A 25,577-nucleotide genomic window follows, 5' to 3' on the forward strand; every position below is an offset into this window, starting at 1 on the left:
GGGAAGTTGCCCTGTGGGGGCGGCGGGTAGTTTCCGCCGGGCGGGGGATAACTTCCACCCTGCGGAGGACCGGCCGGTGGAGGATAACTCCCCGGAGGGGGTGTTCCCTGCTGGCCGTACGGATCCTGGGGTGGGAATTGCTTCCCGTCTTCTGGGTTCTGGTTGGGGTCTTGCCCACCGGTTGTCATATATGTCTACCTAACCCTTGACTACCTGAGTCCCACCAGCGAGCTCGTCATGCTTGCCCTGCTTGGTGGGGCTGTTGTTGATGGTGACCGCGATGACGATGTAGGCGACCAGCGCGAGGATTCCGCCGATGATCGGAATGATCGAGAGCAACGTGAAGGCGTTGCGAATCGCAGACTGCTGGACGGAGGGGCGAGGTGCGCCGCCCGGACCGTGCACTGAAAGGCCCAGAATCATCTTTCCCAAAGTCCGACCCTGCGTTACTTCCATTGCGATGAAGTAAGCGAAGGTCAGAATTCCCGAGAACAGTCCCGAGATCAGAATCAAGCTGTCGGAGTCACTGACCAAGAGAGCCAGAATCGCGGCGATGATGCCGACGATGATTCCGTCGATGATGCGGGCGCCGAGTCGAATCCACAGATCACCCGGCTGAGCACCCGAGGGCAGTCGATTTCCTCCGCCGTACGCACCTTGGTCGTTGAACTGCGGAGGCGGCGGGAAGTTGCCGCCCTGCGGAGGCGGCGGGTATCCACCGGGCGGCGGGTAGTTGCCACCCTGAGGGGGCGGGAAGTTCCCGCCCTGTGGAGGAGGCGGGTAGCTACCGCCCTGCGGGGGGCCTGCGGGAGGTGGGTAACTTCCGGGAGGAGGTGTTCCCTGCTGGCCATATGGATCCTGGGGTGGGAATTGCTTCCCTCCTTCTGGATTCTGGTTGGGGTCGTACCCGCCGGTTGTCATGTGTTCCCCTCAGTCGTAAATATCGCGCTCGAGTGTGACAGTGGATATGACCCTACTGGGATCAAAGAGCGATGTGGATGACATCTGCTCACTTGGATTCGGAGGTCACCTGTGGTTTAGGCTGCGTTGTATGACGAGTTCCGGGGGCAACAACGACGATTCTTCGAGCGATTACCAGGCAAAACCTGGATACGGAGAATTTCCGAGCCTGCCGCCCGAGGGGTACGGCGTGTCCCCGTCCGAAACGCAGTCTTCACCTGAAGTTCCCGGATATACCACTCCCAACGAGCAGTACCCGGGTTATCCGCCGCCGTCGTACAACCCGACCGGTAATACGCCTCAGCCGGGTGGAATTGGTGAACCCAATCCATACTTGCCGCCGCCGAATCAATATCAGCCGAATCAATATCAGCAACCCGGACAATACGGACAAGCTCAATACGGACAGCCCCAATACGGTCAACCGCCGAATGCGTACGGTCAACCGAACCAATTCGCTGGTGGATACATCCCGCCGATGCAGCCAGTCGGCACCAATGGTCTCGCAATTGCGTCGTTGGTGGTATCGCTTGCAGGCGGTTGCTTCTACAGTCTCGGCGGAATCATCGGAATCATTCTGGGAATCGTCGCGCTCAATCAGATCAAGCAGACAGGTCAAGAGGGACGCGGGCTTGCGATAGCCGGAATTGCGGTCGGAGCAACTTTCTTGGCCATTTTTGCCGTGATTCTCGTGGTCGCACTCATCGCGAGCGCATCGTCGTCGTACTGAAGTGGCGTCGTACTGAAGTGGCTGGCGCTCACACGGGAGTGACTATGGACGACGCAGGAAGCGGCTTCCCGAAGTAATAGCCCTGGCCCATGTCGCAGCCGGCCTGCAAGACGTTGGCTGCGTGTTCGGCAGTTTCGACGCCCTCGGCTATCGAATCAAGCCCGAGTTTCCGAGCGATGTCGGCGATTGACTCCATGACCATGAAGGCGCGGTCTCCAGCACGACCCGCTGCGCTGACGGCCCAGGTCAAGGATTGGTCGATCTTGAGAATGTCGAGCGGCAATTCCGACAACGCGGAGAAAGACGCGAAGCCCGCCCCGAAATCATCCAGCGCGATTCGAATTCCCTCGTTATGCAAGACGTGAAGGGTCTCGGCGGCATGCCGACCCACGACGCCGAGTTCGGTGACTTCCACGATGATTCTGCTCAGTGGGGTTTCTGAACTGTCCAGCGCTCCGAGGATCTCGTGAGCGGCGTGCGGGGTAGCGAGTTGGCGAGGTGAAAAGTTGACCGCGACCATCATGTGCTCAGGCCACGACGCTGTTTGGGCACAGATCATGTCCAGAGCCTGCAGCCCGATGGGAATGATGAGCCCAGAGGATTCGGCGGAGCGCATGAAATCTTGGGGTTCGATCAACCCTCGAAGCGGATGGCGCCACCGCAGAAGTGCTTCATAGCTGATAATTGCTGACGAGTTCAGATTGACCTGGGGTTGATACAACACCTCGAATTGATGGTCGTCGAGTGCCTCGCGAAGCTCGCGGACCATGCGTATTCCTTTTCGTCCTGAGTCGCCCGTGCCGCACGTGCGTGTCAGCGTGGATGCTGCAAGTGGGTACTGCAGTCGGATCCCAGGTTCAGATCCCGGGCGTAGTTTTGCAGGGACTACTCGCCCTGAATTTCCTTCGCCAGTCTCGACCGTACTTCACTAATCGAGAATTGCCAACGAATAGCTATTGCGGACGGCTTTGTCATATCGGACAATCGAGCTTTTGTCCCGACGAGGTGTCGATTGAAACTTCACTTACTTCGCCGGGAAAATCCACGGGGTTCGGGGGATCTTGCGAGAGTCGAATCGATCCGCCAATTGGGGTGGTGTGACAACTTCGCCGGGTTCAGCGAGACCGATGCTCGACGCGATCATTGTCAGGACCTGTTCGGCACTGCGTCCGGCCTCGAGTTGATCGGCCAGAGTCACTGCGCCGTCGCGCTTCGCGAGTCGTTTGCCTTCACTGTTCAACGCGAGAGGAACGTGGGCGTACGACGGCGGTTCGATGTCGAGCAGTTGAGCAAGGTGCGCCTGACGCGGCGCCGAGGTCAGGAGGTCGTCGCCGCGGACCACTTGATCGATGTTCTGCGCACCGTCGTCGACGACAACGGCGAGGTTGTAGGCGGGTACGCCGTCTCCGCGGAGCAGGACGACGTCGTCGACTTGCCCCGTCACCTCGCCGAACAGTTCGTCGTGCACGGTGAACGAATCGATGTCGGCCCGTAGCCTCAGCGCGGGGGATCGGCCGCTTGCCGATTTCTCGGCGCGTTCGGCCGCCGACAGGTTCCGGCAAGTGCCGGGATAGGCGCCATCGGGAGCATGGGGAGCGGACGGTGCCTGCAGGATCTCCTTGCGTGTGCAGAAGCAGGGATAGGTCAGGTGGCGCTCGCGTAGTAGCTCGATAGCGTTGTGGTACAAGGGAAGACGGTGCGATTGTAAGACGACTGGGCCGTCCCATGTGAGGCCGAGCCTGCGCAGATCGTCGAGTTGTCGCTCCATCGAGCCGGGTCGGACACGGTCGAGATCCTCGACGCGAATGAGGAAGTCGCGCCCGCTGGTGCGGGCGAACAGCCAGGCCAAGAGGGCGGTACGGAGGTTTCCCAGATGGAGATCGCCGGACGGGCTCGGCGCGAAGCGTCCTGCTCCTGCCACGTCAGCTGGCGAGCCCGACGGAGGCGAGCGGGTTCTCGGCGTCGTGCAGGGTGAGGCGGATCTGGGTTTCCAAAGCGTGATCGAGGTACTGCGGCGGATACATGGCGGGGCTTCCGAGTGCGTCGAGGGCCAATCCATTGACGGTTGAAAGTAGAAGTGCCGCTCTGGTTTCCGCTTCCGGAGTTCCGATCCCGATCAGAACTGTCGAGATGCCGGTGCGGATTGTGAACAGGGTTGTCCGGCGGATTTCGGAGAGTGACTCACTGGTTGCGGCGCGCACGGCAAACGCGGCGAGCACATGCGCCTCACGCGTGCGTTGCTCGTCGAGGGGCAGGAGTTGCGAGAGCGCCTGGAACAGGGCGGTATGCGGGTCCGCGTCGGCGGACGATTCGGCCAGTCTGGTCAACAATCGATCGACGAGTGTTCGCAGTGCGAATGCGAACATCTCGTCCTTGGTCGAGAAATGATGTTGCACTGCGCCGATCGAGACACCCGCCCGTTTTGCGACCTCGCGAACGCTGGCATTTTCCAGTCCGGATTCCGCGGCGACATCGAACAATGCCGCCGCAAGCAGGTCTGGACTCGTGGAGGATTTTCGGCGTTCCGGCATACCGCGACATTACATGTGTATGGAAGTAATGCCCACGTCAGGGGTACTTTTTCACGCCTTCCGGCCGAGGAAGGCAAGGAGTTTCGTCGCTTTGTCAGCGTTGTCCGGAACCTGTATTTCCGGGCCGCACACACCGCTCATGCGGATCGACTCGCCGAGGCCCGCGGCGATCTCCGACACCCACTCCACGTCCGTGTTACGCATCGTCGTATCGGTGCCGGTCGCGGCTGCGAGATCCCAACCGTGGATGACCAGATCGAAACACAAGAACCCCTCGACCGTGGCCCCGAGGTTGGTCCGGCCGAAGTGCCCGTCGTATTCGAGGGTGGACTTTGCCGGATCGTCCAGAATGGCCTGCATCGAATCTCGGACGGCCGCCCAGGCTGCCGACGGGTCGTCGTCGACCGACGGACCGGGTGCCAATTCCAGGCCGACTACCTTGACCATGTCGCGTTCGCTGTCGAGCACGTGTCTCACCACGTCGCGGGCGGTCCAGCCCTCGCAGGGGGAATCGTTGTCCCAGCGGTCGGCGGGTACGGCGTCGATCCGCGCCGTGAATCCGGCGGCCAGATCCCGATAACGCTGGGCGGGGGAGATCTCTGTTGAAGTCATGACAGCAATCCTTCTCCACCGCGGCGCGTCATGATTGATTATTTCGGACATTCACTCGATCTCCGGGGCTTCCGCCCAGATGTCCATCGGTACGACCCCGGCGCTCTTGCCTTCGTCATCGAGAAGTCGGCCCACCCTTTTCATCGATCGCAGCACCACTGACCTGTTCAGCACCACCAGGCCCGGTGCCTCTTGTGCGAGTTGTACTTCGGTAATGGGAGTTTCGCGAAGGGAGTGTGCGGCGATCGCGAGCAGTGTGTTGGCGCGTCCACCGGATATCCGCATGCACACTCGTGTTCCAGACACTCGCTCCACCAGAGCACGAATCGTCGACCGGTCCGTGGGATCGACATATCCCCACACCCAGGTCACGAGGGGCCAGCCGGACAGCGGTAGAGACACGTCGCAGCGGAACACGATTTGGTTGCGCGACGTCAGTTCGGCAAGTCGCCGCCTGACCGTACTTTCGCTGAGGCCGGTACCGACCGTGAGCTCGGCAATCGAGGATCGACCGTCCTTGCCCAGCTTCAATATCAATTGGCGGTCGACCGCGTCGAAAGTCTTCCCGTGATGGCGCTGATCCGTCGGCGCATATTTGTAGCGCACAGGCCGGTCTGTCATCACCGCCCGCTGCGTGGCATCGAGTACCTGCAATTTCCAGTCGTCTCCGATCGCGAAGACCTCGGTGACGAGGTGCGCACGCGAACTGACGATCCCGGGCACCGACGCGAGTGAGCGAAGCAGGAAACGCGACAGGAAAGCCATGTCTCTGACCTCGACGAGAAGAGTCAAGTCGCCTGGGCCGCTTGTGTGTTCGACGCTCAGAACCTGCGGCCAGCGGGCAAGATGTTCCGCAATCGCCAAGGCGTTCGAAGTCGTACAGTCGACTTCCACGAAAGCCAGACACGATTCCGGACGGCCGTGGCCGGTTGCCCTCGCGGAGACCCAGGCGGTGCCGGAGTCCTGTAGCCGTTGCCAGCGGCGCGCGACGGTAACCGGATCAACTTTGAGCGCGTCACCAACCGTGCGCCACGACGCTCGCGGGTCGAGTTGCAGGCAATTGATCAGGGCGAGGTCGACGTCGTCGAGCACGGCGGAATCCTGCGTTTCTTCGATCATATTGCAAGTATCGTGCATCTTCATTGTGTCTGGGATCACTTCATTCATGCTCGAAGGGCAGAACGCGGTGGCAAGTGCCCACCGCGTTCGTGCTGTGAAAGGAGAACCCAGATGTCGTCCACCACGTTGTCCGCTGTTCCAACCGAGAGAAGTCTCGACTGGGTGCAGCGCCTCATCGGAATCGATACGACGAGTGCCGTGAGCAATCGACCGTTGATCGATCTCATCGCCGCGGAACTACGTCGCCACGGGGTCGAGCCGATACTCGTTTCCGACGACGAGGGTTCCAAGCTGAACCTGTTGGCAACATTCACGCCTCCTGACGGAAGCACTGCCGGTGGAGTGATGTTTTCCGGCCATACAGATGTAGTGCCGGTCGACGATCAAGACTGGAGCAGCCACCCTTTCACTCCCGAAATTCGCGACGGAAGTCTGTACGGACGCGGCACGTGCGACATGAAGTCGTTCATCGGGATCGTTGTCGCGGCGATCCCCGACATCGTTGCTCGGCCGCTGGCGAAGCCGATTCACTTTGCATTCTCCTACGACGAGGAAGTCGGCTGCATCGGTGCGGCCGGGTTGGTCGAGGAGGTTGTTTCCCGGAACCTGCGCCCTGATGTGTGCGTCGTCGGAGAGCCGTCGGAGATGCGGGTCATTCGCGCACACAAGTCGATGAACGTCATACGTGTTGATCTGCATGGTGTTTCGGCGCACTCGTCGCTTACTCCGCGAGGAGTCAACGCGATCGAATACGGCGCGGAGTTGATTCGATTCGTCAGAAGCGCGGCCGACGAGCTCCGTGCGTCCGGCCCGTACGACGACGCATTCGACGTGGCCTGGACGACGTGTTCGGTCAATCTCGTATCCGGCGGGATCGCAGTGAACACTGTCCCCGAGGATTGCTCCATCACTTTCGAATTCAGGAGCATCAGCTCAGCTGGCGCCGCAGATTTGCTCGAACGCTTTGCCTCCGAGGCGAATCGGATCGAAAACCTGATGCAGGAAGAAAACCCGTCAGCCTCCGTGACGATGCACGTGTCGGCCTCGGTTCCTCCCCTGGAGACGGATGCGAATGCTTCGGCGGCCGCACTGGTCGAACAATGGGGTGGTCGGCCCTCGGACGAAAAGGTCGCGTACGCCACCGAGGCCGGGATGTTCGCGAGTATCGGTGTCCCCACTGTTGTGTGTGGGCCGGGAAGCATCACTCAGGCGCATGCACCTGACGAGTACGTGACACTTGACCAATTGGCACAGTGCGAGCAGTTCGTTCGGAACGTCATCGCTCACGCCCGCGCCTGACCCACCCTCACCCCCCTAAGGAAAACCATGTCCACGGCAACTACGCCAACCTCCGGAGCAGTCACCCCGGAACGCCTGGCCGCTGCTCGCAAGGCGGTGATCAGCAGTTCGCTCGGCGCTGCGCTCGAATGGTTCGACGTCATCGTCTACGCATCATTTGCAGTGGTCATCGCCCATAACTTCTTTCCCGGCGGCGACAACACCCTCGGCTTGATACTGACGTTCGCGACGTTCGCGATCTCGTACGTCATCCGGCCGCTTGGCGGGATGGTTCTCGGAAGCTATGCCGACCGTCGCGGGCGCAAGAACGCCTTGACGTTGACGATGATGCTGATGATGATCGGCACGCTCATCATGGCGGTGGCGCCGACGACCTCGATGATCGGGCCGTGGGCCGGCGTCGTCATCCTGGTTTCGCGACTCATTCAAGGATTCTCCGCTGGCGGTGAATTCGGTACTGCTACAACCTTCCTCGTGGAAACTGCACCGCACAAGAAGGCGTTCTACTCTTCCTGGCAGGTTGCCAGCCAGGGTGCTTCGGTTTTCCTGGCATCGTTGTTCGGATACGTGCTCAATACCCATCTCTCGCATGAAGCGCTTTACTCGTGGGGCTGGCGCGTTCCGTTCTTCTTCGGCATCATCGTCGGGCCGGTCGGTCTCTACATCCGCGCCAAGCTCGATGAAACGGACGATTTCAAGACGAGCGTCCCGGAAAAGGCCCCGCTGAAGACGACGCTGACCAGGCATCTCGGCCGGGTGCTGACCGGCGCGGCAGTAGTCGGCGTCGCGACGATCTCGATCTACCTCATCTTGTACATGCCGACGTTTGCCGTGAAGAACCTCGGAGTATCCGCCTCTGCCGGCTACCTCGGCGGAATCGTCGCCGGACTGGTCACCTTGATCACCGTGCCGTTGATCGGTCATCTTGCAGACCGGGTCGGACCTGCGAGAGTTATGACCTGGGCCGCCGTTGCGGCAATCGTCCTGGCCTGGCCGCTCTTCAAACTGATGGTCGATCACCCCTCGACTCTGACGCTCGTCCTGGTTGTTTCGGCCCTGGGCGTCATCATGGCGTTTGCCTTCGGCCCCTTGCCTGCTTTGATGAGTTCGCTGTTCCCAGCGGAGATCCGGGCTACCGGGATGTCTTTGTCGTACAACCTCGGCGTGACCTTGCTCGGCGGAATCGCGCCGTTGGTCTTGACCTGGTTGATCAGTACAACAGGCTCGCTCGACGCTCCGAGCTACTACTACATGACGGTCGCAGTGCTCTCCCTCGGCGGGCTGTGGTCTGCCAGGACGCTTTTCAGTCAGAAGTGACGGCGGGGGAGCGCGGTAGCGATCATGCGACCGCGTCTCCCTCTGCCAGCGCGACAACGGTTTCCGACCCGTGCCAGTCGGGGGCTTGGGTTCGCAGTAGAGCTGCCGGGGTCAGCGAAGAGATTCGGCGGCATTCACGCGTCAAGTGGGCCTGATCGCTGAATCCGCAGTGGGCTGCGGATTCAGCGAGGCCCAGTGCGGGTCGACTGCGGGCGAGCGCCATGAAACGCTGGAGGCGCAGGATCGAGCGCAGCGTTGCAGGGCCGTATCCGAAGGCGTCGTTGCATCGACGCTGGAGTTGGCGCGAAGTCAGTGCCGCCGCGTCGGCGAGAGTGCTGACATTCCACGAATGTTCGGACAGTGCGGTGCGGACGTGGTTGATCACCGGATCGTGACGGAAACTCGAACTTGCCCAACTCCGGACAGCGCTTTCGAGGATCGAGACTTGTTCGTGGTCTTCGGAATTTTCCAAGCGGTTCAACAGTATTCTTTCCGTGCGTGCGTCGGTTACAGCGCTGAGGTCAGCGCGAGAATCTCGAAGCTCGGACGCCGAGGTTCGCAACATCGGCGATGCCGATCCAGGGCGGAATCGAACACCCACGGAGCGTGTTCCGGGCGGAAGAGTGAATGACCATGCAGCGGTTTCGGGGCCACAGACGCGTATGCCGACGCCACGTATCCACAGCACGTCCATGCAAGCATCGGGCACGAGCAGGTGTTCACCTTCTGCGCACGCCGTCCAGCCACACACCAGGATGTCGGAGAGATCCGGGGCGACCGATTGTGGTGTGTACCAACCCATGACAAGAGCCTATCGAGCGCCACCGACACGAAGGCGAGTTCATTCGACCGGGCCGAAGCGATATCCGAACCCCCGGATGGTTTTGATGTACTTCGGTTTCGCGGGATTGGATTCGAGTTTGGACCGCAAGCTGAGAATGGTCGCGTCGACCACACGTGTCTTTTCGTGGTCGGAACCCCAGACGTTTCGGATCAGATGATCACGCGAGTACACGCGCCCAGGCTCGGTCGACAGTTCCAGGAGTACCCGCCATTCGGTCCGGCTGAGGACGAGCAGCTTTCCGCCCATCGTCGCCGTCATTGCACGTCGATCGAGGAGCAGGTCACCGTGACGTTGGTGTTTTCCGGCGGCGGGATGCGCGGTTTCACGAAGGATCGCGGTGACCCGAAGATCGAGCGCGTGAGAATCGATCGGGTTCAGTACGAAGTCCGAGACAGCGCCATGTGGTGCTTCGTCGATGTCCTCGTGGGTATCCACCAACATCATGATCGGCATCGAACTGCGCAAGCGGATCTGTCGTGCAATCTCGTAGCCGTCGATGTCCGGCAACAAGAGATCGATCACGGCGATATCGAAACTGTCGGTGTCCAGGTCGTCGAGTAGGCGGCGCCCGGTGCGGACGAGCTGTGTTTGATGACCAAAATGTACTAATTCGGCCCCGAGTGTCTGGGCAAGCTCCGAACGGTCGGTAGCTGCAAGTATCAAGCTCACGTGAAATCCTCCCCCCGAAGGTGTTACTAGTCGTAACAGCTTGCATTCTGGCAGATCATCCACCGCATGGCCACAACAAGGTGGCTGATCAAAAGTTGAGGGGACCTGGGGCGTTCGCCGCTAGACTTCTTTCATGGGCACTCTGTTCGCGTTGACGCTGCCAGGCTTGCTCGTGCTGCTGGTTCTGTTCGCGTTCGCCGAGACTCTCTGGAACCGGCTTACCGGTGGCCGCGCACTGCCGTGGACCAGGGGGCGCACGACTCGTCCGGTCTCGGCTGCGGGCTTCGAAGAGGTTGCTGCCCTGTTTCAGGGGTCCAAGCATCATGAATTCGAACAGCGGCAGAGCGCGTTGATGCATCGTGAGGACGGAACCGACGGTGACCCGCCGTGGGTGTCCGTCGATCCGGAAGCTAACAAGGTCGTTCTCCGTCGACGGAGTTGACAGTCGGGCTCAGGCCCAGTGGCTGGGGCGGGTCAGTGAATCGGGGAGTGTGGTAGCCGAATCGCTAACCGCCGCGTTGATCTGGAACTGAGTGAGAAAGATACTGCCGCGGAGTTTTGCGCCGCGAATGTCGGTGCCGCGCAAGTCTGCACCGATCAGATCAGCTCGATCGAGTTCGCAGTCGCGGAGGTCTGCACCGATCAGGTAACTCCCGCGAAAGTTGGCTCCACGTAGATCGGAACCACGAAATCTGGCGCCGATGAGGTCTGCGCCGCGGTGGTCGAGTTTGCGACCCTTCTTGCCTGAGATCGGCGAGCGCACAAGGTTACTCGTCTGCAAGAGCAGTGTGTTGACTGTCGCTCGGTGTGCTGAGACGTCGACGGCTTGAATCTGCGAAGGCGTGCCGTTGGTCAGGCTTTCCGTCTCTGCGAGTGCAGCGTCGAGTTCCTTTCGTATCGAGTGGGTTTGCTTCAGCGAGCGGGCTTCGGCGAGATACCAGAGCAGTTCGTGCAACTGGCGTACGACAGGGAACGTTTCGAACATGTCTGACGCGGTCTCCGGGGCATCATGCCAGCTGATGCCGTCGTAGGTCTGCTGTGAAACCTTCTGTCCCGCACCGAAACAGTCGTACACGGTGCAACCGGTGAAGCCCTTCTTTCGCAATCCGGTGTGAATGCCGCAGCGGAAATCCTGCTGCAGGTTCTTGCAGGGGTCGCCGGCATTCTTGTTGGTCGCGAAGTCGGAGGACTTGGAAAAGGGGAGTGCGACGCAGCACAGGCCGAAGCAACTGCTGCAATCCGCGAGCAGATTGGTCTGGCCGGCAATCACGCGTACTCCCGATTGTTGGGTTGGACGGAAAGTCTGGCTTCGAGTTCGTGAGTCTGTCAAACGAAATTGCGTGGTTCGGCAGCAAGAAGTCCAGCGACTCCGAGGTCGTATCCCGCGCAAATTGCGGGGTACCAATCCGGCAGACGTGATTCCGGACCACGCTCGTGAAGTAGGTCGAAAATCGGGTGGACGGCCCAGCTCGCTGCAACCAGTCGCCGTGCGGTACTCGGCTGCAGAACCAGTGCGCCGACGAAGACCACAAATGTTGCGGACACTGCACTCCATTCGCGAACGGGAATGGAGACGTCGACCAGGCGTCCCTGCCGAGCTTGTCCCTGCCGAGCCACGGGATAAACGGCCGCGGCGACCACGAGGCCGGCGGCGTAGGCAGGTGTTCGGCGGTGAGACATCCACTTTTTCACGGGGGCGTCGACAAGTGCACTCAGTATCAGGCCGGTACCTGCTGCGATGACCCGGCCAGTTGTCGAGGGACGCATTCGTCGACAGTATCGCTGCTCGGCGATGCTTCGTGGCAAAGAAAAAGTCCCCGACCAAGACTGGTCGGGGACTTCCCTGGCGGAGGATAGGGGATTTGAACCCCTGAGGGCGTTAACCCAACCCGCGTTCCAGGCGAGCGCCATAGGCCACTAGGCGAATCCTCCGTGGAGCAGCATACCCAATTGCAGGCGTGAAGCGTTAAACGGGTACCTGACCTGCGAAGAACCGGTGGATCTCAGGGTTTGCATCTCCACCCCGGTAGGTGGTGTGCAGCGGCCGACGAAAGCCGTCTACACTGTTCATTGGATCCCGCGCGGCGCGCATCCTGTGAACTCCCCCAGGGCCGGAAGGCAGCAAGGGTCAACGGGCTCTGCCGGGTGCGCGGGGTCCTCTATTTTTTCACATACCCGACCCCGCCTCGTCGGTGAAAGGCCGCTCCGGATGCCTATCCAAACCCAGATCGGGTTGATGAGCCATGAAGAACTCACCTCCGAGCATGAGAGCCAGAGCGCGAAGTACACGCAGCTCCAGGCGCAGAAGCTCGCACTCGATCTGACCCGCGGTAAGCCTTCCCCGGAACAACTCGACCTTTCAGCAGAGCTGCTGACGCTGCCCGGCGACGGTGACTTCCGAGACGGCAGCGGCACCGACTGCCGTAACTACGGCGGACTCACCGGTCTGCCGGAACTGCGCGCCATCTTCGGTGAGCTGCTGGGTATCCCCGTTGCGAACCTTCTCGCCGGCAACAACGCGAGCCTCGAGATCATGCACGACAACGTCGTGTTCTCACTGCTGCACGGCACTCCGGATTCGGCCCGGCCGTGGGCACAGGAAGAGAAGATCAAGTTTCTCTGCCCCGCACCGGGCTACGACCGCCACTTCGCGATCACCGAGTCCCTCGGCATCGAGATGATTGCGGTGCCGATGAACCACGACGGCCCGGATGTCGTCAAGATCGCCGAACTTGTTGCGTCAGATCCGCAGATCAAGGGCATGTGGGCGGTTCCGGTTTACGCGAACCCCACCGGCGCCGTGTACTCCGAAGAAATTGTCCGGACGCTCGCGTCGATGCCGACGGCCGCGCCGGACTTCCGCCTGTACTGGGACAACGCATATGCCGTGCATCCTCTCGTCGGCGAGACCGCACCTTCCTACGACATTCTCTCGATGGCAGCGGAGGCCGGACACCCCAACCGTCCGCTCGTGTTCGCGTCGACGTCCAAGATCACTTTCGCCGGCGCTGGTGTGAGCTTCTTCGGTAGCTCGGCGGAAAACCTTGCCTGGTACCAGAAGTTCCTGGGTAAGAAGAGCATCGGACCTGACAAGGTCAATCAGCTTCGCCACCTGCGTTTCTTCGGCAATGCCGACGGCGTTCGTGCGCACATGGAGAAGCATCGCGCGTTCCTCGCACCCAAGTTCGAGCTCGTACTGCGGATCCTCGAGGATCGTCTCGGTGCTTCGAAGGTCGCGTCCTGGACCGAGCCGAAGGGCGGATACTTCATCAGCCTCGACGTGGTCGACGGCACGGCCAAGCGCGTCATCGAACTGGCGAAGAACGCGGGTATCGCGCTCACCGCTGCCGGATCGGCTTTCCCGTACAGCACGGATCCGGACGACCGGAACATCCGGTTGGCCCCGAGCTTCCCGTCCACGGCTGAACTCGAAGTTGCCATGGACGGCGTGGCGACGTGTGTCCTGCTCGCAGCCACCGAATCGCGTCTCTCCGAGATCTGAGTTCTCTAAGCGGCGTGCCCGGTCGGTACTTTTCGGTCTCGTCTTGTACCGTTCGGAGCATCAATTCCCGACATAGGGTGTAAATCCCGGAGGTTGTAGTGACGGGCGCGATCAACGCTTCGGATGGACCCTCTTTCGAGGCGCACACCGCGAAATCAGAGTCGGTCATCGAAGCTGACATACCGCGACGCAGTCTCCGTGTCGGTGTTCTCGGATTCTCTGTGCTCGGTGTTCTGGCAGTCGCGTCCGTGCTGATGGTTCTTTTCGCCGTGCCGATGAATACGCGGTACTGGGGGATCTTCGAAAATTTCCTCGATCTCGACGTCTACCGCCACGGCGGCAGCGTTGTGGTTCAGGGCCTTCCGTTGTACGACGGGCCAGTCCTGGAAGGGATGATGTTCACGTACACCCCGTTTGCGGCTTTGCTGTTCACGGTGTGGGCGGTGCTCTCGTTCAAACAGGCGATTGTCGTGTGGACGGGTTTGAACATCGCTGCGTTGTTCGCAGTGATCGTGTTGTGCTGGAAGTACCTCGGTTATCGGCTCGACGTGAAGGCGTACGCCGTCAGTGCGTTGGCCACCACGATCTTTCTGTTCATGGAACCGATACGTACGACGCTCTGGCTCGGGCAGATCAACATCTTCCTGCTGCTCTTGATCGTGTGGGACCTCGGTCGGGACGAGAAGAGTCGGCTCCGAGGAATCGGGGCAGGCATCGCCGCCGGCGTGAAGCTCACCCCGGCCTTCTTCTGGGCGTACCTCTTCATCACTCGTCAATGGCGTGCGTTGGTGACGGCCGTCGTGACGTTCGCGGCGACCGTCGCGATTGGTTTCGTCGTGATCTACAACGATGCGTACAAGTACTGGACCGGCACTCTTGTCGACAGCGAACGCGTCGGACCGACGGATGCTCCGAGCAACCAGTCCGTGTCCGGTCTGATCGCTCAGCTCACTCACACTCCGACGCCGTCGCGGGTCCTGGTCCTCGTCTTCAGTGCGCTGGCGGTATGCCTCGGACTCGGTGCCGCGTGGATTGCTCACCGGCACGGCCAGAAATTGCTCGGCCTCACCATGACGGGGTTGACTGCGACCACTGTCTCGCCGTTCTCGTGGGGTCATCACTGGGTGTGGTTCGTCCCGCTGGTCGTCCTCGCCGCGCACTACGCGATGGTGTCGAAGAAGCGCTGGGCGTGGGTGGCGCCGTTCGTTTTCCTGCTCCCAGTCTTGAACTGGTCTCACACTTGGTGGGACCCGTCGGTCATTCCGGGTACGGATCGCTTTGTCGGAATGGGCCTGTTCATGTTCGTGCCGCCCGAGTATCTGCGGATTCCGACCGTCGGCGTCTACCTCTGGGTCTTCACGCTTGCCGCGGTCTCGACGTTGGTTCTGTTCGGCTGGAAGAAGTGGAAGATTCCGGCTCCGGATACGTCGGCGCCGGTCACAACTGCCGCCTGACGTGGCAGTATCGGACTCATGGCACTTCAACTGAACCTTGTCGGTGACCCCGAAGCTGATGCCCTCCTGGCCGAGGACCCGTTGGCGTTGTTGATCGGAATGCTTCTCGATCAACAGGTTCCGATGGAAACGGCCTTCCTCGGTCCGAAGAAGCTGGCGGATCGGCTCAGCGGTATCGACGTCAGGCGTATCGCCGACATGGACACCGACGAGTTCATCGCCATCTGTGCCGAGCCTCCGGCTGTGCACCGATTCCCCAAGTCGATGGGCGAGCGTATCCAGCTCATGTGCCAGTTCATCGTCGAGAACTACGACGGCGACACCGCGGCGATCTGGACTTCGGGAAATCCCGACGGCAAGGAAGTGCTGAAGCGGCTCAAAGCCCTACCCGGTTACGGGGATCAGAAAGCCCGGATCTTCCTGGCGTTGCTCGGAAAACAGATCGGCGTCGAGCCGAAAGGTTGGCGCCAAGCGGCCGGCGACTACGGGCTCGAGGGGTCGAGGCGCTCGATTGCAGACGTGGTCGACGAACAGTCTTTGCTCGAGGTCCGCGAGTTCAAGAAGGCCGCAAAGGCGGCAGCGAAGGCCGACAAGAAGTAGCCGCTTTCAGGATTTCCGGGACCCGCTGGCACGCACTACTTTCATCAGGTCGCCTGCGGGGCCCTCGAGCTGACGCGGCGGGCGCCACACTGCACGCAGGGATCGGTCGAGTTCCAAGCCTTCGACGGCTACGACCCGAAGTTCTCCCTGCTTCACCTGGTCCTCGACGGCCAGCGTGCTCAGTACCGCCGGGCCGACGCCACCGAGCACGCTGGTTCGAATCGCGGCCGAACTACCCAGTTCCAACAACGGTGCACCGCGCTCGTATTCGTGTAACGCCAGGTCGAGAGTCGTTCTGGTTCCCGATCCGGGCTCACGCACCAGCAGCGGTGTCGCTGCCAGTTCGGCGACGGTCAGCGGCTTTCGTCGACGCGCCCATGGATGATCCGGATGAACGACCACGACCAGCGAGTCACGCGCGACGGTGACGCTGGGCAGGCTCTTCGGAACGGTCGGTGACTCGACGAATCCGAGGTCACACATTCCTACTTCGACGGCTTCGAGTACGCGTGTCGAGTTGTAGACCTGAAGGTGGACGGTGACACCAGGATGCAGTGATCGAAAGACGCCGAGCCAGGCCGGGATCAGATGTTCGGCGACGGTCATGCTGGCACACACGGTCAATTCCGCGGATCGTTCGGTCCGCATCCCTTCGGCGACGTCGAGAAGCTGCCTCGAGTTGGCGAGGACGCGGCGCGCCCAGTGGACGATGACGGTCCCCTGCGGAGTCAAAGTCGCCCCCGTCGACCTTCGGTGTATGAGTGGCATCCCGAGCTGCCGCTCGAGGGCTTTGACGGCGCGGCTGGCATTCGGTTGTGCGATGTGAGCCAGACGGCTTGCAGCACTGAGGCTTCCGTGATCATCGATGCCGACGAGTAGCTCGAGTGTGGTGAGGTCGGGCCACCTTCTGGTCATGCAGACAGGCTATACCCAGCATCTATTCCATATCGATCTGATATGTCGTGATGGTAGAAATCGCCCTACCGGAGCGATGGTGGCTCAAGGACGCTGGATGAGTGAACCGTGATGTGAAGTCCGTGGCCGAGAAACCCGCAGTCGCCCCTTCGTCAGAAGTACGACGGTGGTCGAGTGTGGCTGCATTGGTGCCCGGAGTTGCGTTGTGCGCCTTGGGTGCCACGGTCGCGCTGATAGCCGGTCAGTTCACCTCCGCCGTGAGTCCGTTGCTGATTGCGATCGTGGAGGGTGCGGTGTTGGCGAATGCCGTCTCTTTGCCGGCGAAATTCCAATCTGGCCTGACATTCTCGGCGAAACGGCTACTTCGGGTGGGTATCGCTCTGCTCGGGCTGCAATTGATGTTCTCCGACATCGTCGGTTTGGGTTGGGGAGTGATCGCCGTTGTGGTGGCGATAGTGTTCCTCGGTATCGCCGGGACCATGTATGCCGGAAAGCTTCTGGGATTGAGTTGGTCGCAGAGGATTCTGATTGCCTGCGGCTTCTCGATCTGTGGCGCAGCCGCAGTGGCTGCTGCGGACGGTGTGGTGAATGCGCGAGAGGAAGAGTTGCTGACCGCTGTAGCGCTGGTGGTGATCTTCGGAACTCTGATGATTCCGACGATCCCCTTGCTGGCCGATGCTTTCGGTATGAGCGAGATCGATGCGGGCATGTGGGCCGGTGGGTCGATCCACGAAGTGGCACAAGTAGTGGCTGCCGGCAGCGCTCTCGGCGCCACCGCGTTGGGGGTCGCGACCGTGGTGAAACTTGCGCGCGTATTGATGTTGGCGCCGGTCATGGCGTTTCTGAGCATTCGGCAACGCACGATGGTCGACAACACCGACACCAAGCGGCCCCCGCTGATTCCGTTGTTCGTCGTGGCATTCATCGGCTGCATGGGTTTGCGCTCCACCGGAATGTTGCCGAATGAGCTTCTCGGATTGGCGAAGACCGTGCAGACGGCGCTGTTGGCTGCTGCGATGTTCGCTCTCGGGCTGGGGGTGCGGCTGAGCGTCATTCGTGGAGTGGGCGCCCGACCATTCGTTCTGGCCGCGATTTCCACCGTGTGGGTGGCGACGATCGCCTACGTCGGAGTCGTGCTGGTCAGCTGATCGAGCGTTGAGTCCGCCATGCGCTCGGGCTCGTCGAGAACTGAGTGCGAAACCAGCGCGAGAAACTACCCTGCGTCGAAAACCCCAGGTGCACCGCCACTTCGGTCAATGAATAGCGAGGGTTGGCGACAAATCGTTCCGCGAGGGTGCTTCGGACCGAATTGAGAACGGCCGTGAACGTATCTCCGGATTCGGCGAGATGACGGTGCAGTGTCCGCCGGTCGAACCCGAGGCTTCGTGCCACCTGCTCGACAGAGCAGCGGCCGGTCGGAAGCAGAACTTCGATCAATTCCTTGGTGCGGCTGAGGGTGTCGGAGGTTTCCGATGCGGGAAGTGAATCGAGGAACTGGCGAGCGTACGGCCGGAGCAACTCGTCGGACAGTTGGTTTGCCGCATCCAGGTCAGCGGCGAAGAAAACGATGCCGGTGAATTCGTGATCGAATTCCACGGTGTCGCCGAGGATTCGTCGATGCGTGCTCGTATCTTTCGGGGCATTGTGCGTGAATCCCACGCTGACCGGATGCCATCGAGAACCCAGGAAACTTCGCAGGATCTGCAGCGTCGCGCCGACTGCGAGTTCGACGCTCTGTCTGGTGTCGACCGGTTCGCCGACCTCGAGCGAGATTCGCAGGGTGGCGAGTCCGTTGACCTCGTTCAGTCGAATGCGTAATGACTCGTTGTACGTGTGCTCGTATCGCATCAATACGTCGAGTGCGCTCCTGACGTCTGGTTCTTCCCTGATGACCAAGCTGAGGGGACCGAGATTGGACAGTCGACGCAGGCCGGCGAGTAGAAGCCCGAAGTCTTCGTGTCCGGACTCCGCTGCCGATCGCTCCAGGAGCGATGCGATGGAGGCGGCCGGTACCCATTGGTCGGGGTTCGCCAGGCTTGCCGGGCTCAGGCCGACACTTCTCATGAGGGCCACAGCGTCCACGTCCACTGTTCGGCACAGGTCGACGTATCGGTTCAGTGACGCGTAGCGGGCGAGTGGCTTCATAGGGCCCCCTTTACTCGATGTCCCGAAATGTTGTGTTGTGTGTCTCGTCAAGTTAAGCATGTGAGCCGGATCTCACATAGTTTTGTTCACATCAGTTCGGCACGACCGCGAAGTCGAGCACCGACTTCTGGAAGTTGTTGCGTACGAATACAGCTCGACCGTAATCGAGTCGAGCCCGCCCACAGAATTGGAGAGCATTGATGGCAAACGCCATTCGGTTCCATGAGATCGGCACACCGTCCGTCATGCGTTGGGAAGAGATCGAGGTAGGACGACCGGGTGCCGGAGAGATTCGGGTTCGTCATGAAGCGGTGGGGTTGAACTTCGCCGACACCTACTTTCGAAGTGGCCTCTATCCTGCGCAATTGCCTGCCGGGATGGGCGTTGAGGGCGCCGGTGTGGTCGAAGAGATCGGCGAGGGAGTAGTCGATTTTGCAGTGGGGGACCGCGTGACCTACACCGGCAGTCCGCTGGGCGCGTATGCCACCGAGCGGATCATGGCGTCGTCCGACCTGATCGCGCTACCCGACGGCATCGCCTTCGACACCGCGGCCGCCATGACCATGCGAGGACTGACCGCCGCCTACCTTCTGCGTCGCATCTACCCGTTGAAAGCGGGAGACACCGTGTTGCTGCATGCTGCGGCGGGCGGGGTTGGACTGATCTTCACCCAGTGGGCAAAACTGTTGGGAATCAAAGTGATCGGAACGGTGTCGAGCGACGAGAAGGCGAGCGTTGCCCGAGCTCACGGGTGCGATGAAGTCGTCATCTACACCCGCGAGGACGTCGTAGCGCGTGTCAAGGAGATCACCGGGGGCGTCGGCGTGCCGGTTGTCTACGACAGTATCGGGCAATCCACGTTCGACATCTCTCTCGATTGCCTTGCCAGGCGCGGGCTGCTGGTGTGCTTCGGAACGGCGTCCGGGCCGACTCCGCCGATTCAGGCAATGCAGTTGGCCGTCAAGGGATCTCTCTTCCTCACACGTCCGGCACTTGCCGATTACATCGCAGATCCCGAGGAACGTGCCGAATTGGCGGGCGAACTGTTCTCACACGTCGAATCCGGGCGAATCACGATCGAGATCAACCAGCGATACCCCCTCGAAGATGCGGTGCGTGCGCACCACGACATGGAGTCCGGTCGCAGTATCGGTTCCTCCGTCTTCTCCGTCTGAACCGAAACAGCACTTCCCAGAGGAATTGTCATGACCAACACCGCAACGTTGACAGAAAACCTTCCCTCGTCGACCAGCATGATCCACGTCGAGAAATTGACCTGTTCGATCGGGGCAGAGTTGTCCGGGGTGGATCTCGGCGAGGTCGCGCGAGATGCTGCACTCTTTGCCCAGATCAAGGGATTGCTGCTCGAGCACAAGGTTCTGTTCTTTCGCGACCAGAACTTCTCCAGAGCCGAGCACGTAGAGCTTGCCCAGCGATTCGGTGAGCTCGAGGATCATCCGGCCCTGGGCAGCGACCCCGACCACCCGGGCCTGGTCCGCATCTACAAAGACCTGGACAGCCCGCCGGAGCATTTCGAGAATGCGTATCACTGCGACGCCACCTGGCGCGTGAACCCGCCCATGGGATGTGTATTGCGTTGTGTGGAAACACCTCCGGTCGGCGGCGACACGATTTGGGTGAACATGGCACTCGCCTACGAGAATCTGCCGGCGCGGGTCAAGGAGCAGATCAAGGATCTGCGTGCCAGGCACAGTATCGAGTCGACCTTCGGCGCTCGGATGCCGATCGATCAGCGGCACCAGCTGAAGGAACGCTTTCCCGACGCCGAACATCCCGTGGTACGAACACATCCGGAGACCGGCGAGAAGATTCTTTTCGTCAATTCGTTCGCCACACACCTCGTGAACTATCACACGCCCGAGAACGTCCGCTACGGAATCGATTACGCCCCCGGCGCCGGGAATTTGCTCACTTACCTGGCGAGCCAGGCTCAGATTCCCGAGTATCAGGTTCGGTGGCGCTGGACCGAGAACAGCGTCGCGATCTGGGACAACCGGTCGACACAGCATTACGCGGTGCAGGACTACTGGCCCGCGGTTCGAAAGATGGAGCGCGCCGGAATCATCGGCGACGCACCGTTCTGATCTCTCTTCCCAGCCCCGAAGATAATTCATTCACTCGATCGGAGTCACGCTATGCATTTCCACGACGATTCACTGTTCCCCGAAACCCAGGACAAGCTTGTCATCACCGTTGCTCCCTACGGACCGGAGTGGGAGCCGGACGATTTTGCAGAAGACCTCCCGTTGTCGATGGACGAGCATGTCCAGCAAGCCGTCGACTGCTTCAACGCCGGTGCCACCGTTCTTCACATCCACGTGCGTGAACTCGACGGCAAGGGCTCGAAGCGACTGTCGAAGTTCAACGAGCTTCTCGGCCGCTTGCGTGAGGCCGTTCCCGAGATGATTCTGCAGGTCGGCGGCTCGATCTCGTTTGCCCCGGAGGGCGAAGGCGCCGATGCGAAGTGGTTGTCCGACGACGTGCGTCACATGCTGGCGGAATTGGAGCCGGCTCCCGATCAGGTGACGATCGCGATCAACACCAGCCAGATGAACATCATGGAACTGATGACCGACGACGACATCGCGGGTACGTCGATGCAGCGTCCGGAATTGGCGGACACGTATCGGGAAATGACCGTGCCCGCCGGTCCGGAGTGGGTGGCAGAGCACCTGCGCCGGTTGCAGGCCGCCGGAATCCAGCCGCATTTCCAGTTGTCCAGTATCCCGCAGCTCGAAACGGTGGAGCGGTTGATCCGACGCGGCATCTACACCGGCCCGGTCAACCTCACATGGGTGGCAATCGGCGGCGGCTTCGACGGCCCCAACCCGTACAACATGATGAACTTCGTCCAGCGTGTTCCCGACGGTGCGTGCCTGACGCTGGAAACGCTGATGCGTAGCGTCCTGCCGGTGAACACGATGGCCATCGCGATGGGCTTGCACGCTCGTTGCGGCAACGAGGACACCATCTGGGGCCGCAAGGGCGAGAAGATGACGTCGGTGCAGCAGATCGAGCAGTTGGTGCGCATTGCAGGCGAATTGGGCCGCGAGGTGGCTACCGCGAAGGAAGCTCGGGACATCTACCGGATCGGTGAGACGTATGCCGACACCGACGAGACGTTGGCGAAGCTGGGTTACGCGCCCAACCGCCGGATCGGCCAGCTGGGATTCACGCAGCACGCCTGAGTTCGCACCCTCTCGTACAACAGTTCCGGGGGTACGAACCGCGACGGTTCGTACCCCCGAATCCCCCCCGTCTACCTCGAGTACTTCTAGGAGAGTCATGGGACTGCAAGCTCCCGCCACGCCACGTGTGGACACCGCGCTCGGAATCGGCGGACGACGAAAGTTATACCCGTGGATCGTTTTCGCCCTGGCTTTCGGTCTTCTGCTCTCGGACTACATGTCGAGGCAGGTGCTCAGTGCAGTCTTCCCGATCCTGAAAGCGGACTGGGATCTCTCCGATTCGCACCTCGCCTCCCTGAGCAGCGTGGTGGCATTGATGGTCGGGCTGTTGACGTTCCCGTTGTCGCTGCTCGCGGACCGCTGGGGCCGCGTCAAGAGCTTGATCTTGATGGCGGTGTTGTGGAGTGTCGCGACGTTGCTGTGCGCAATCGCTCAGACCTACGAACAGATGTTGGGCGCCCGATTCTTGGTAGGTGTCGGTGAAGCGGCGTACGGCAGCGTGGGTATCGCCGTGGTCCTCAGTGTGTTTGCGCCCCGCGTGCACGCAGCTCTTGCCGGTGCCTTCATGGCCGGTGGATCGTTCGGTTCGGTCATCGGTGTGGCAATCGGTGGGTGCATCGCAGTCCAGTTCAGTTGGCGGTGGTCTTTTGCCGCCATGGCGATCTTCGGTCTGATTCTGGTTGCGCTGTTCCGTGCCCTCGTCACCGAGAAGAAGCTCACCGCTTACGCCGTCGAGGCCGCGCCGGATGCCGCCGGGGAAGCGGTGAGACACGACGGTTTTCGTGCGCCGGTGTCCTCGCTGTTCACCAATCCCGCCGTGTTGTTCGCCTACATCGGTGGTGGTCTCCAGATGTTCACCGCCGCTGTACTTCTGGCGTGGTTGCCGAGCTTCTTCAATCGCTACTACGATTTGGCCCCGGACAAGGCCGGCGTCACAGCTTCCGTGTTCGTCCTCCTGGTCGGAAGTGGGATGGTGGTGTGCGGGTTCATCACAGATAGATTCAGCCGCGACGATTCGGCGCGGAAATGGACCACCGCCATCGTCTACTGCGCCATCTCGTTGGTGACGCTGAGTATCGGGCTCCGGTTGGATACGGGGACAGCGCAACTCGTATTGCTCGGTATCGGTGCATTCTTCTCCGCCGGTTCGTCGGGGCCGACGGCAGCTATGGTCGCGAACCTTACCCATCACTCGATTCGAGCGTCGGCCATGGGAACGCTCACCGTTGCCAACAACCTTCTTGGGCTGGCGCTCGGTCCCTTCGTGGTCGGCATCCTCGCCGATCACCTGGGTCTTCTCGGCGCTCTACAGCTTTCGCCCTTCGTCTATGTCGTCGCGGCCCTCGCGTTGGTAGCCGGCAAGCGTGCCTATCCCGCCGGGATGAGGCGGCTGGCTACGTTGCAGAATCGGCCCGAGATCCCCGGCGCCACTGAAGTAGCAGATGTTCGGAGTTCCTGATGGATGAATCACCCACGGTAGTAATAGTTCCCGGCCTGCGCGATCATGTCGAGGATCATTGGCAGACTCACCTCGCGCGCAGGCTCGACAACGTTCTGACGGTTCCTCCCCTCGAGACCGACAAGCTCAGTCGCGATGCCAGGGTTGCGGCATTGGACGAGGTGTTGACTAGTGTTTCCAGCCCGGTGGTCCTGGTCGCGCACAGCGCCGGAGTCATGACAGTTGCCCACTGGGCGAGGGCGCATCATCGAGATGTTGCCGGCGCACTTCTGGTCACGCCGGCGGATCTCGAACTTCCTCTACCCGAGTCCTATCCGTCTCTCGAGGAGCTCGATCGGAACGGGTGGCTACCGATACCGCGTCAGCGTCTGCCTTTTCCGAGCACGGTCGCGGCGAGTCGGAACGATCCGCTCGCCGGGTATCGCCGAGTTGTGGGTTTGGCTGAAGGATGGGGGAGTCGGTTGCTGGATCTGGGTGAGGTCGGACATCTCAATCCGGCGTCCGGATACGGGTATTGGCCGCGGGCGGAATCGTTGGTGCGGGAACTGCTCGAGTCGGTGTCGCGCGCTGCCTCGTCTCATGCCACGGATTCCGATGCGCAGGAGGAACACAGTCATGCTTGATCTTGCTGCTCTGCTGGAAGACTCGGCCCGGCGGTACCCGGAACGGGATGCGCTGGTTCTCGGGGAAGCGAGGCTGACGTATGCGCAGTTCGACGCCTACGCGAATCGCATCGCCCATCTGCTCGTCTCGCGGGGTGTCGAGCCAGGTGACAAGGTGGCGTTGTCCTGCCCGAACGTTCTCGAGTTCCCGATCGTCTACTACGGCATTCTCAAGGCCGGTGGCGTCGTCGTTCCTCTGAACATCCTGCTCAAGGGGCGCGAAATTGCCTATCACCTGGCTGATTCGGAAGCGAAGCTGTACTTCTGTTTCGAGGGAAGTCCCGAATTACCGATCGCCGAGTACGCCATCGCCGGGTTCGAGCAGAGCGAGACCTGTTCGGCCCTGATCGTGATCAGCACCGAGCCGGGTGCACCGTCGTCGATCCTCGGAGTCGAGACTCTAGGCGAAGCACTGGCATCCGTGTCCGGCACGGAAACGCCTGCAGCCGCGGTTGTTCGTGAACCGACGGACACCGCGGTCATTCTCTACACCAGCGGCACGACCGGAAAGCCCAAGGGCGCCGAACTCACTCACTGCAACATGGTCTTGAATGCACTGTCGACCAACCGGTTGTTCGAGAGCGTTCCGTCCATGCATGAGCGTTATCTCCTGACTTTGCCGTTGTTCCACTCGTTCGGCCAGACAGTGACCATGAATGCGGGAATCTGCGTCGGTGCCACTTTGGTGTTGATGCCGCGCTTCGATGCGACCGCGGCACTCGAGATCATGGAACGCGAAAAGATCTCGGTCTTCGCGGGCGTCCCGACCATGTATTGGGGACTGCTCGGCGTGCTGGACGAGGTAGTGAAATCCGGGGTGGATATCGAGACCGTTGCACAGAACATGCGGTGCGCGATCTCCGGTGGTGCAGCGCTTCCCGTCGAAATCTTGACACAGTTCAGGGAACGCTTCGGTGTTCAGATCCTCGAAGGGTACGGGTTGTCCGAGACCTCTCCGTTGGCCTTGTTCAGTGACCCGGAGAGCGACCCCCGGCCCGGTTCGATCGGCGTGCCGATCTGGGGCGTCGAAGCGCGGCTTGTCGATGACTCTTGGCGTACGATCACCGGCCCCGATGAAGTGGGAGAGTTGGCCATTCGCGGGCACAACGTCATGAAGGGCTATTTCAACCGACCCGAGGCGACGGCGGAAGTAATGTGCGACGGATGGTTTCGCACCGGGGATCTGGCACGGGTCGATACCGACGGAAATTACTACATCGTCGACCGCGCGAAGGACATGATCGTGCGGGGAGGATTCAACGTCTACCCGCGCGAAATCGAAGAGGTTCTGCTCACCCACCCAGCCGTCTCACTCGTCGCCGTCGTCGGGGTGCCGGACACGAGCCTCGGCGAAGAAGTTGTCGCGTTCGTGATCCGAGAGCCGAGTGAAGAGATCTCCGAATCGGATCTCGTGGAATGGTCGCGGGAACAGATGGCCGCCTACAAATATCCGCGCCGCATCGAGTTCGTGCCGTCGCTACCGATGACGGCAACCGGAAAGATTCTCAAACGTGAACTGAATCAAGCATTTTCGATTGTCTGAGGAGATC

26 protein-coding genes, 1 tRNA gene, 1 other RNA gene and 1 pseudogene are annotated in these 25,577 nt (G+C 61.0%); 15 read left to right on the forward strand and 14 right to left on the reverse strand.

What is annotated here, in order from left to right; genetic code table 11:
• A pseudogene (locus QMA15_RS20985) lies at positions 1-188 on the reverse strand (RDD family protein); the annotation flags it as partial.
• A gap of 10 nt (positions 189-198) precedes the next feature.
• Positions 199-921, reverse strand: a complete 723-nt coding sequence (locus QMA15_RS32815) for an RDD family protein (RefSeq protein WP_020968189.1) — start codon at positions 919-921, stop codon at positions 199-201.
• 130 nt (positions 922-1,051) lie between these two features.
• On the opposite strand from QMA15_RS32815, the gene QMA15_RS20995 reads away from it, so the two are divergent.
• Positions 1,052-1,690 carry a DUF4190 domain-containing protein gene (locus QMA15_RS20995; RefSeq protein ID WP_113683491.1) on the forward strand — a complete coding sequence of 213 codons (639 nt, stop codon included), beginning with the start codon at positions 1,052-1,054 and terminating at the stop codon, positions 1,688-1,690.
• 28 nt (positions 1,691-1,718) lie between these two features.
• Here the strand turns inward: QMA15_RS20995 and QMA15_RS21000 are convergent, their stop codons facing one another.
• The 5 genes from QMA15_RS21000 to QMA15_RS21020 all read right to left on the reverse strand — a co-directional run bounded on the left by QMA15_RS21000 (position 1,719) and on the right by QMA15_RS21020 (position 5,952).
• Complete coding sequence (locus QMA15_RS21000) at positions 1,719-2,459, reverse strand: EAL domain-containing protein (RefSeq protein WP_019746513.1); 741 nt, start codon at positions 2,457-2,459, stop codon at positions 1,719-1,721.
• Positions 2,460-2,714: 255 nt separating this feature from the next.
• Complete coding sequence (gene gluQRS, locus QMA15_RS21005) at positions 2,715-3,611, reverse strand: tRNA glutamyl-Q(34) synthetase GluQRS (protein WP_019746514.1); 897 nt, start codon at positions 3,609-3,611, stop codon at positions 2,715-2,717.
• Position 3,612: 1 nt separating this feature from the next.
• The gene (locus QMA15_RS21010; protein WP_019746515.1) at positions 3,613-4,221 is read right to left on the reverse strand and encodes a TetR/AcrR family transcriptional regulator; all 609 of its coding nucleotides are present in this window, start codon (positions 4,219-4,221) and stop codon (positions 3,613-3,615) included.
• Between the two features lie 51 nt (positions 4,222-4,272).
• A complete protein-coding gene (locus tag QMA15_RS21015; protein WP_182262107.1) occupies positions 4,273-4,833 on the reverse strand; it encodes a TIGR03086 family metal-binding protein in 561 nt (186 codons plus the stop codon).
• A 51-nt stretch (positions 4,834-4,884) separates the two neighbouring features.
• Positions 4,885-5,952, reverse strand: coding sequence for an Lrp/AsnC family transcriptional regulator (locus tag QMA15_RS21020; protein ID WP_259120530.1), 1,068 nt, complete (start codon positions 5,950-5,952; stop codon positions 4,885-4,887).
• A gap of 111 nt (positions 5,953-6,063) precedes the next feature.
• On the opposite strand from QMA15_RS21020, the gene argE reads away from it, so the two are divergent.
• Entirely contained in the window at positions 6,064-7,251 is a 1,188-nt protein-coding gene (gene argE, locus QMA15_RS21025; RefSeq protein WP_060939271.1) for an acetylornithine deacetylase, read from the forward strand.
• A 27-nt stretch (positions 7,252-7,278) separates the two neighbouring features.
• Positions 7,279-8,568, forward strand: a complete 1,290-nt coding sequence (locus tag QMA15_RS21030) for an MFS transporter (protein WP_020905883.1) — start codon at positions 7,279-7,281, stop codon at positions 8,566-8,568.
• A 22-nt stretch (positions 8,569-8,590) separates the two neighbouring features.
• Here the strand turns inward: QMA15_RS21030 and QMA15_RS21035 are convergent, their stop codons facing one another.
• Entirely contained in the window at positions 8,591-9,370 is a 780-nt protein-coding gene (locus tag QMA15_RS21035; RefSeq protein WP_019746520.1) for a helix-turn-helix domain-containing protein, read from the reverse strand.
• Between the two features lie 39 nt (positions 9,371-9,409).
• Positions 9,410-10,081, reverse strand: a complete 672-nt coding sequence (locus QMA15_RS21040) for a response regulator transcription factor (RefSeq protein ID WP_019746521.1) — start codon at positions 10,079-10,081, stop codon at positions 9,410-9,412.
• 133 nt (positions 10,082-10,214) lie between these two features.
• Here QMA15_RS21040 and QMA15_RS21045 point away from each other — a divergent pair, with 133 nt between their 5' ends.
• Positions 10,215-10,523, forward strand: coding sequence for a DUF6191 domain-containing protein (locus tag QMA15_RS21045; protein ID WP_007731580.1), 309 nt, complete (start codon positions 10,215-10,217; stop codon positions 10,521-10,523).
• 9 nt (positions 10,524-10,532) lie between these two features.
• Here QMA15_RS21045 and QMA15_RS21050 read toward each other — a convergent pair whose 3' ends face one another.
• The 3 genes from QMA15_RS21050 to QMA15_RS21060 all read right to left on the reverse strand — a co-directional run bounded on the left by QMA15_RS21050 (position 10,533) and on the right by QMA15_RS21060 (position 12,013).
• Positions 10,533-11,351, reverse strand: a complete 819-nt coding sequence (locus QMA15_RS21050) for a pentapeptide repeat-containing protein (RefSeq protein ID WP_021332889.1) — start codon at positions 11,349-11,351, stop codon at positions 10,533-10,535.
• Between the two features lie 56 nt (positions 11,352-11,407).
• Positions 11,408-11,848, reverse strand: coding sequence for a hypothetical protein (locus tag QMA15_RS21055; RefSeq protein ID WP_019746523.1), 441 nt, complete (start codon positions 11,846-11,848; stop codon positions 11,408-11,410).
• 77 nt (positions 11,849-11,925) lie between these two features.
• A tRNA-Ser gene (locus QMA15_RS21060) sits at positions 11,926-12,013 on the reverse strand.
• 136 nt (positions 12,014-12,149) lie between these two features.
• Here QMA15_RS21060 and ffs point away from each other — a divergent pair.
• The 4 genes from ffs to QMA15_RS21080 all read left to right on the forward strand — a co-directional run bounded on the left by ffs (position 12,150) and on the right by QMA15_RS21080 (position 15,637).
• Positions 12,150-12,249: signal recognition particle sRNA small type (gene ffs, locus QMA15_RS21065), an RNA gene on the forward strand.
• 41 nt (positions 12,250-12,290) lie between these two features.
• Entirely contained in the window at positions 12,291-13,583 is a 1,293-nt protein-coding gene (locus QMA15_RS21070; RefSeq protein ID WP_019746524.1) for an aminotransferase class I/II-fold pyridoxal phosphate-dependent enzyme, read from the forward strand.
• A gap of 98 nt (positions 13,584-13,681) precedes the next feature.
• Positions 13,682-15,037: a glycosyltransferase 87 family protein gene (locus QMA15_RS21075; protein ID WP_279162969.1), complete on the forward strand. Its 1,356-nt coding sequence runs from the start codon at positions 13,682-13,684 to the stop codon at positions 15,035-15,037.
• Between the two features lie 18 nt (positions 15,038-15,055).
• Positions 15,056-15,637, forward strand: coding sequence for an HhH-GPD-type base excision DNA repair protein (locus QMA15_RS21080; RefSeq protein WP_019746526.1), 582 nt, complete (start codon positions 15,056-15,058; stop codon positions 15,635-15,637).
• Between the two features lie 6 nt (positions 15,638-15,643).
• On the opposite strand, the gene QMA15_RS21085 is transcribed toward QMA15_RS21080, so the two are convergent.
• Entirely contained in the window at positions 15,644-16,552 is a 909-nt protein-coding gene (locus QMA15_RS21085) for a LysR family transcriptional regulator (protein WP_020905889.1), read from the reverse strand.
• A 101-nt stretch (positions 16,553-16,653) separates the two neighbouring features.
• On the opposite strand from QMA15_RS21085, the gene QMA15_RS21090 reads away from it, so the two are divergent.
• Positions 16,654-17,700 carry a putative sulfate exporter family transporter gene (locus tag QMA15_RS21090; RefSeq protein WP_134998552.1) on the forward strand — a complete coding sequence of 349 codons (1,047 nt, stop codon included), beginning with the start codon at positions 16,654-16,656 and terminating at the stop codon, positions 17,698-17,700.
• Here the strand turns inward: QMA15_RS21090 and QMA15_RS21095 are convergent.
• Positions 17,693-18,697: an AraC family transcriptional regulator gene (locus QMA15_RS21095; RefSeq protein WP_021342611.1), complete on the reverse strand. Its 1,005-nt coding sequence runs from the start codon at positions 18,695-18,697 to the stop codon at positions 17,693-17,695. The genes QMA15_RS21090 and QMA15_RS21095 overlap by 8 nt on opposite strands.
• A gap of 200 nt (positions 18,698-18,897) precedes the next feature.
• Here QMA15_RS21095 and QMA15_RS21100 point away from each other — a divergent pair, with 200 nt between their 5' ends.
• The 6 genes from QMA15_RS21100 to QMA15_RS21125 all read left to right on the forward strand — a co-directional run bounded on the left by QMA15_RS21100 (position 18,898) and on the right by QMA15_RS21125 (position 25,570).
• Positions 18,898-19,872: a quinone oxidoreductase gene (locus tag QMA15_RS21100; RefSeq protein WP_134998551.1), complete on the forward strand. Its 975-nt coding sequence runs from the start codon at positions 18,898-18,900 to the stop codon at positions 19,870-19,872.
• A gap of 78 nt (positions 19,873-19,950) precedes the next feature.
• Entirely contained in the window at positions 19,951-20,802 is an 852-nt protein-coding gene (locus tag QMA15_RS21105; protein WP_279162984.1) for a TauD/TfdA family dioxygenase, read from the forward strand.
• A gap of 51 nt (positions 20,803-20,853) precedes the next feature.
• A complete protein-coding gene (locus QMA15_RS21110; protein WP_003943988.1) occupies positions 20,854-21,906 on the forward strand; it encodes a 3-keto-5-aminohexanoate cleavage protein in 1,053 nt (350 codons plus the stop codon).
• A gap of 97 nt (positions 21,907-22,003) precedes the next feature.
• Positions 22,004-23,365, forward strand: a complete 1,362-nt coding sequence (locus tag QMA15_RS21115) for an MFS transporter (RefSeq protein ID WP_279162971.1) — start codon at positions 22,004-22,006, stop codon at positions 23,363-23,365.
• Positions 23,365-23,988 (forward strand): alpha/beta hydrolase, encoded by a 624-nt coding sequence (locus tag QMA15_RS21120; RefSeq protein ID WP_019746533.1) that lies wholly within the window; start codon positions 23,365-23,367, stop codon positions 23,986-23,988. The genes QMA15_RS21115 and QMA15_RS21120 overlap by 1 nt, the downstream gene beginning before the upstream one ends.
• Positions 23,981-25,570, forward strand: a complete 1,590-nt coding sequence (locus tag QMA15_RS21125) for a long-chain fatty acid--CoA ligase (RefSeq protein WP_290286299.1) — start codon at positions 23,981-23,983, stop codon at positions 25,568-25,570. Before QMA15_RS21120 ends, QMA15_RS21125 begins: the two co-directional genes overlap by 8 nt.
• Positions 25,571-25,577 lie beyond the last annotated feature (7 nt).

This window comes from Rhodococcus sp. APC 3903 (genome assembly GCF_030407755.1).
Classification (GTDB): Bacteria; Actinomycetota; Actinomycetes; order Mycobacteriales; family Mycobacteriaceae; genus Rhodococcus_F; species Rhodococcus_F erythropolis.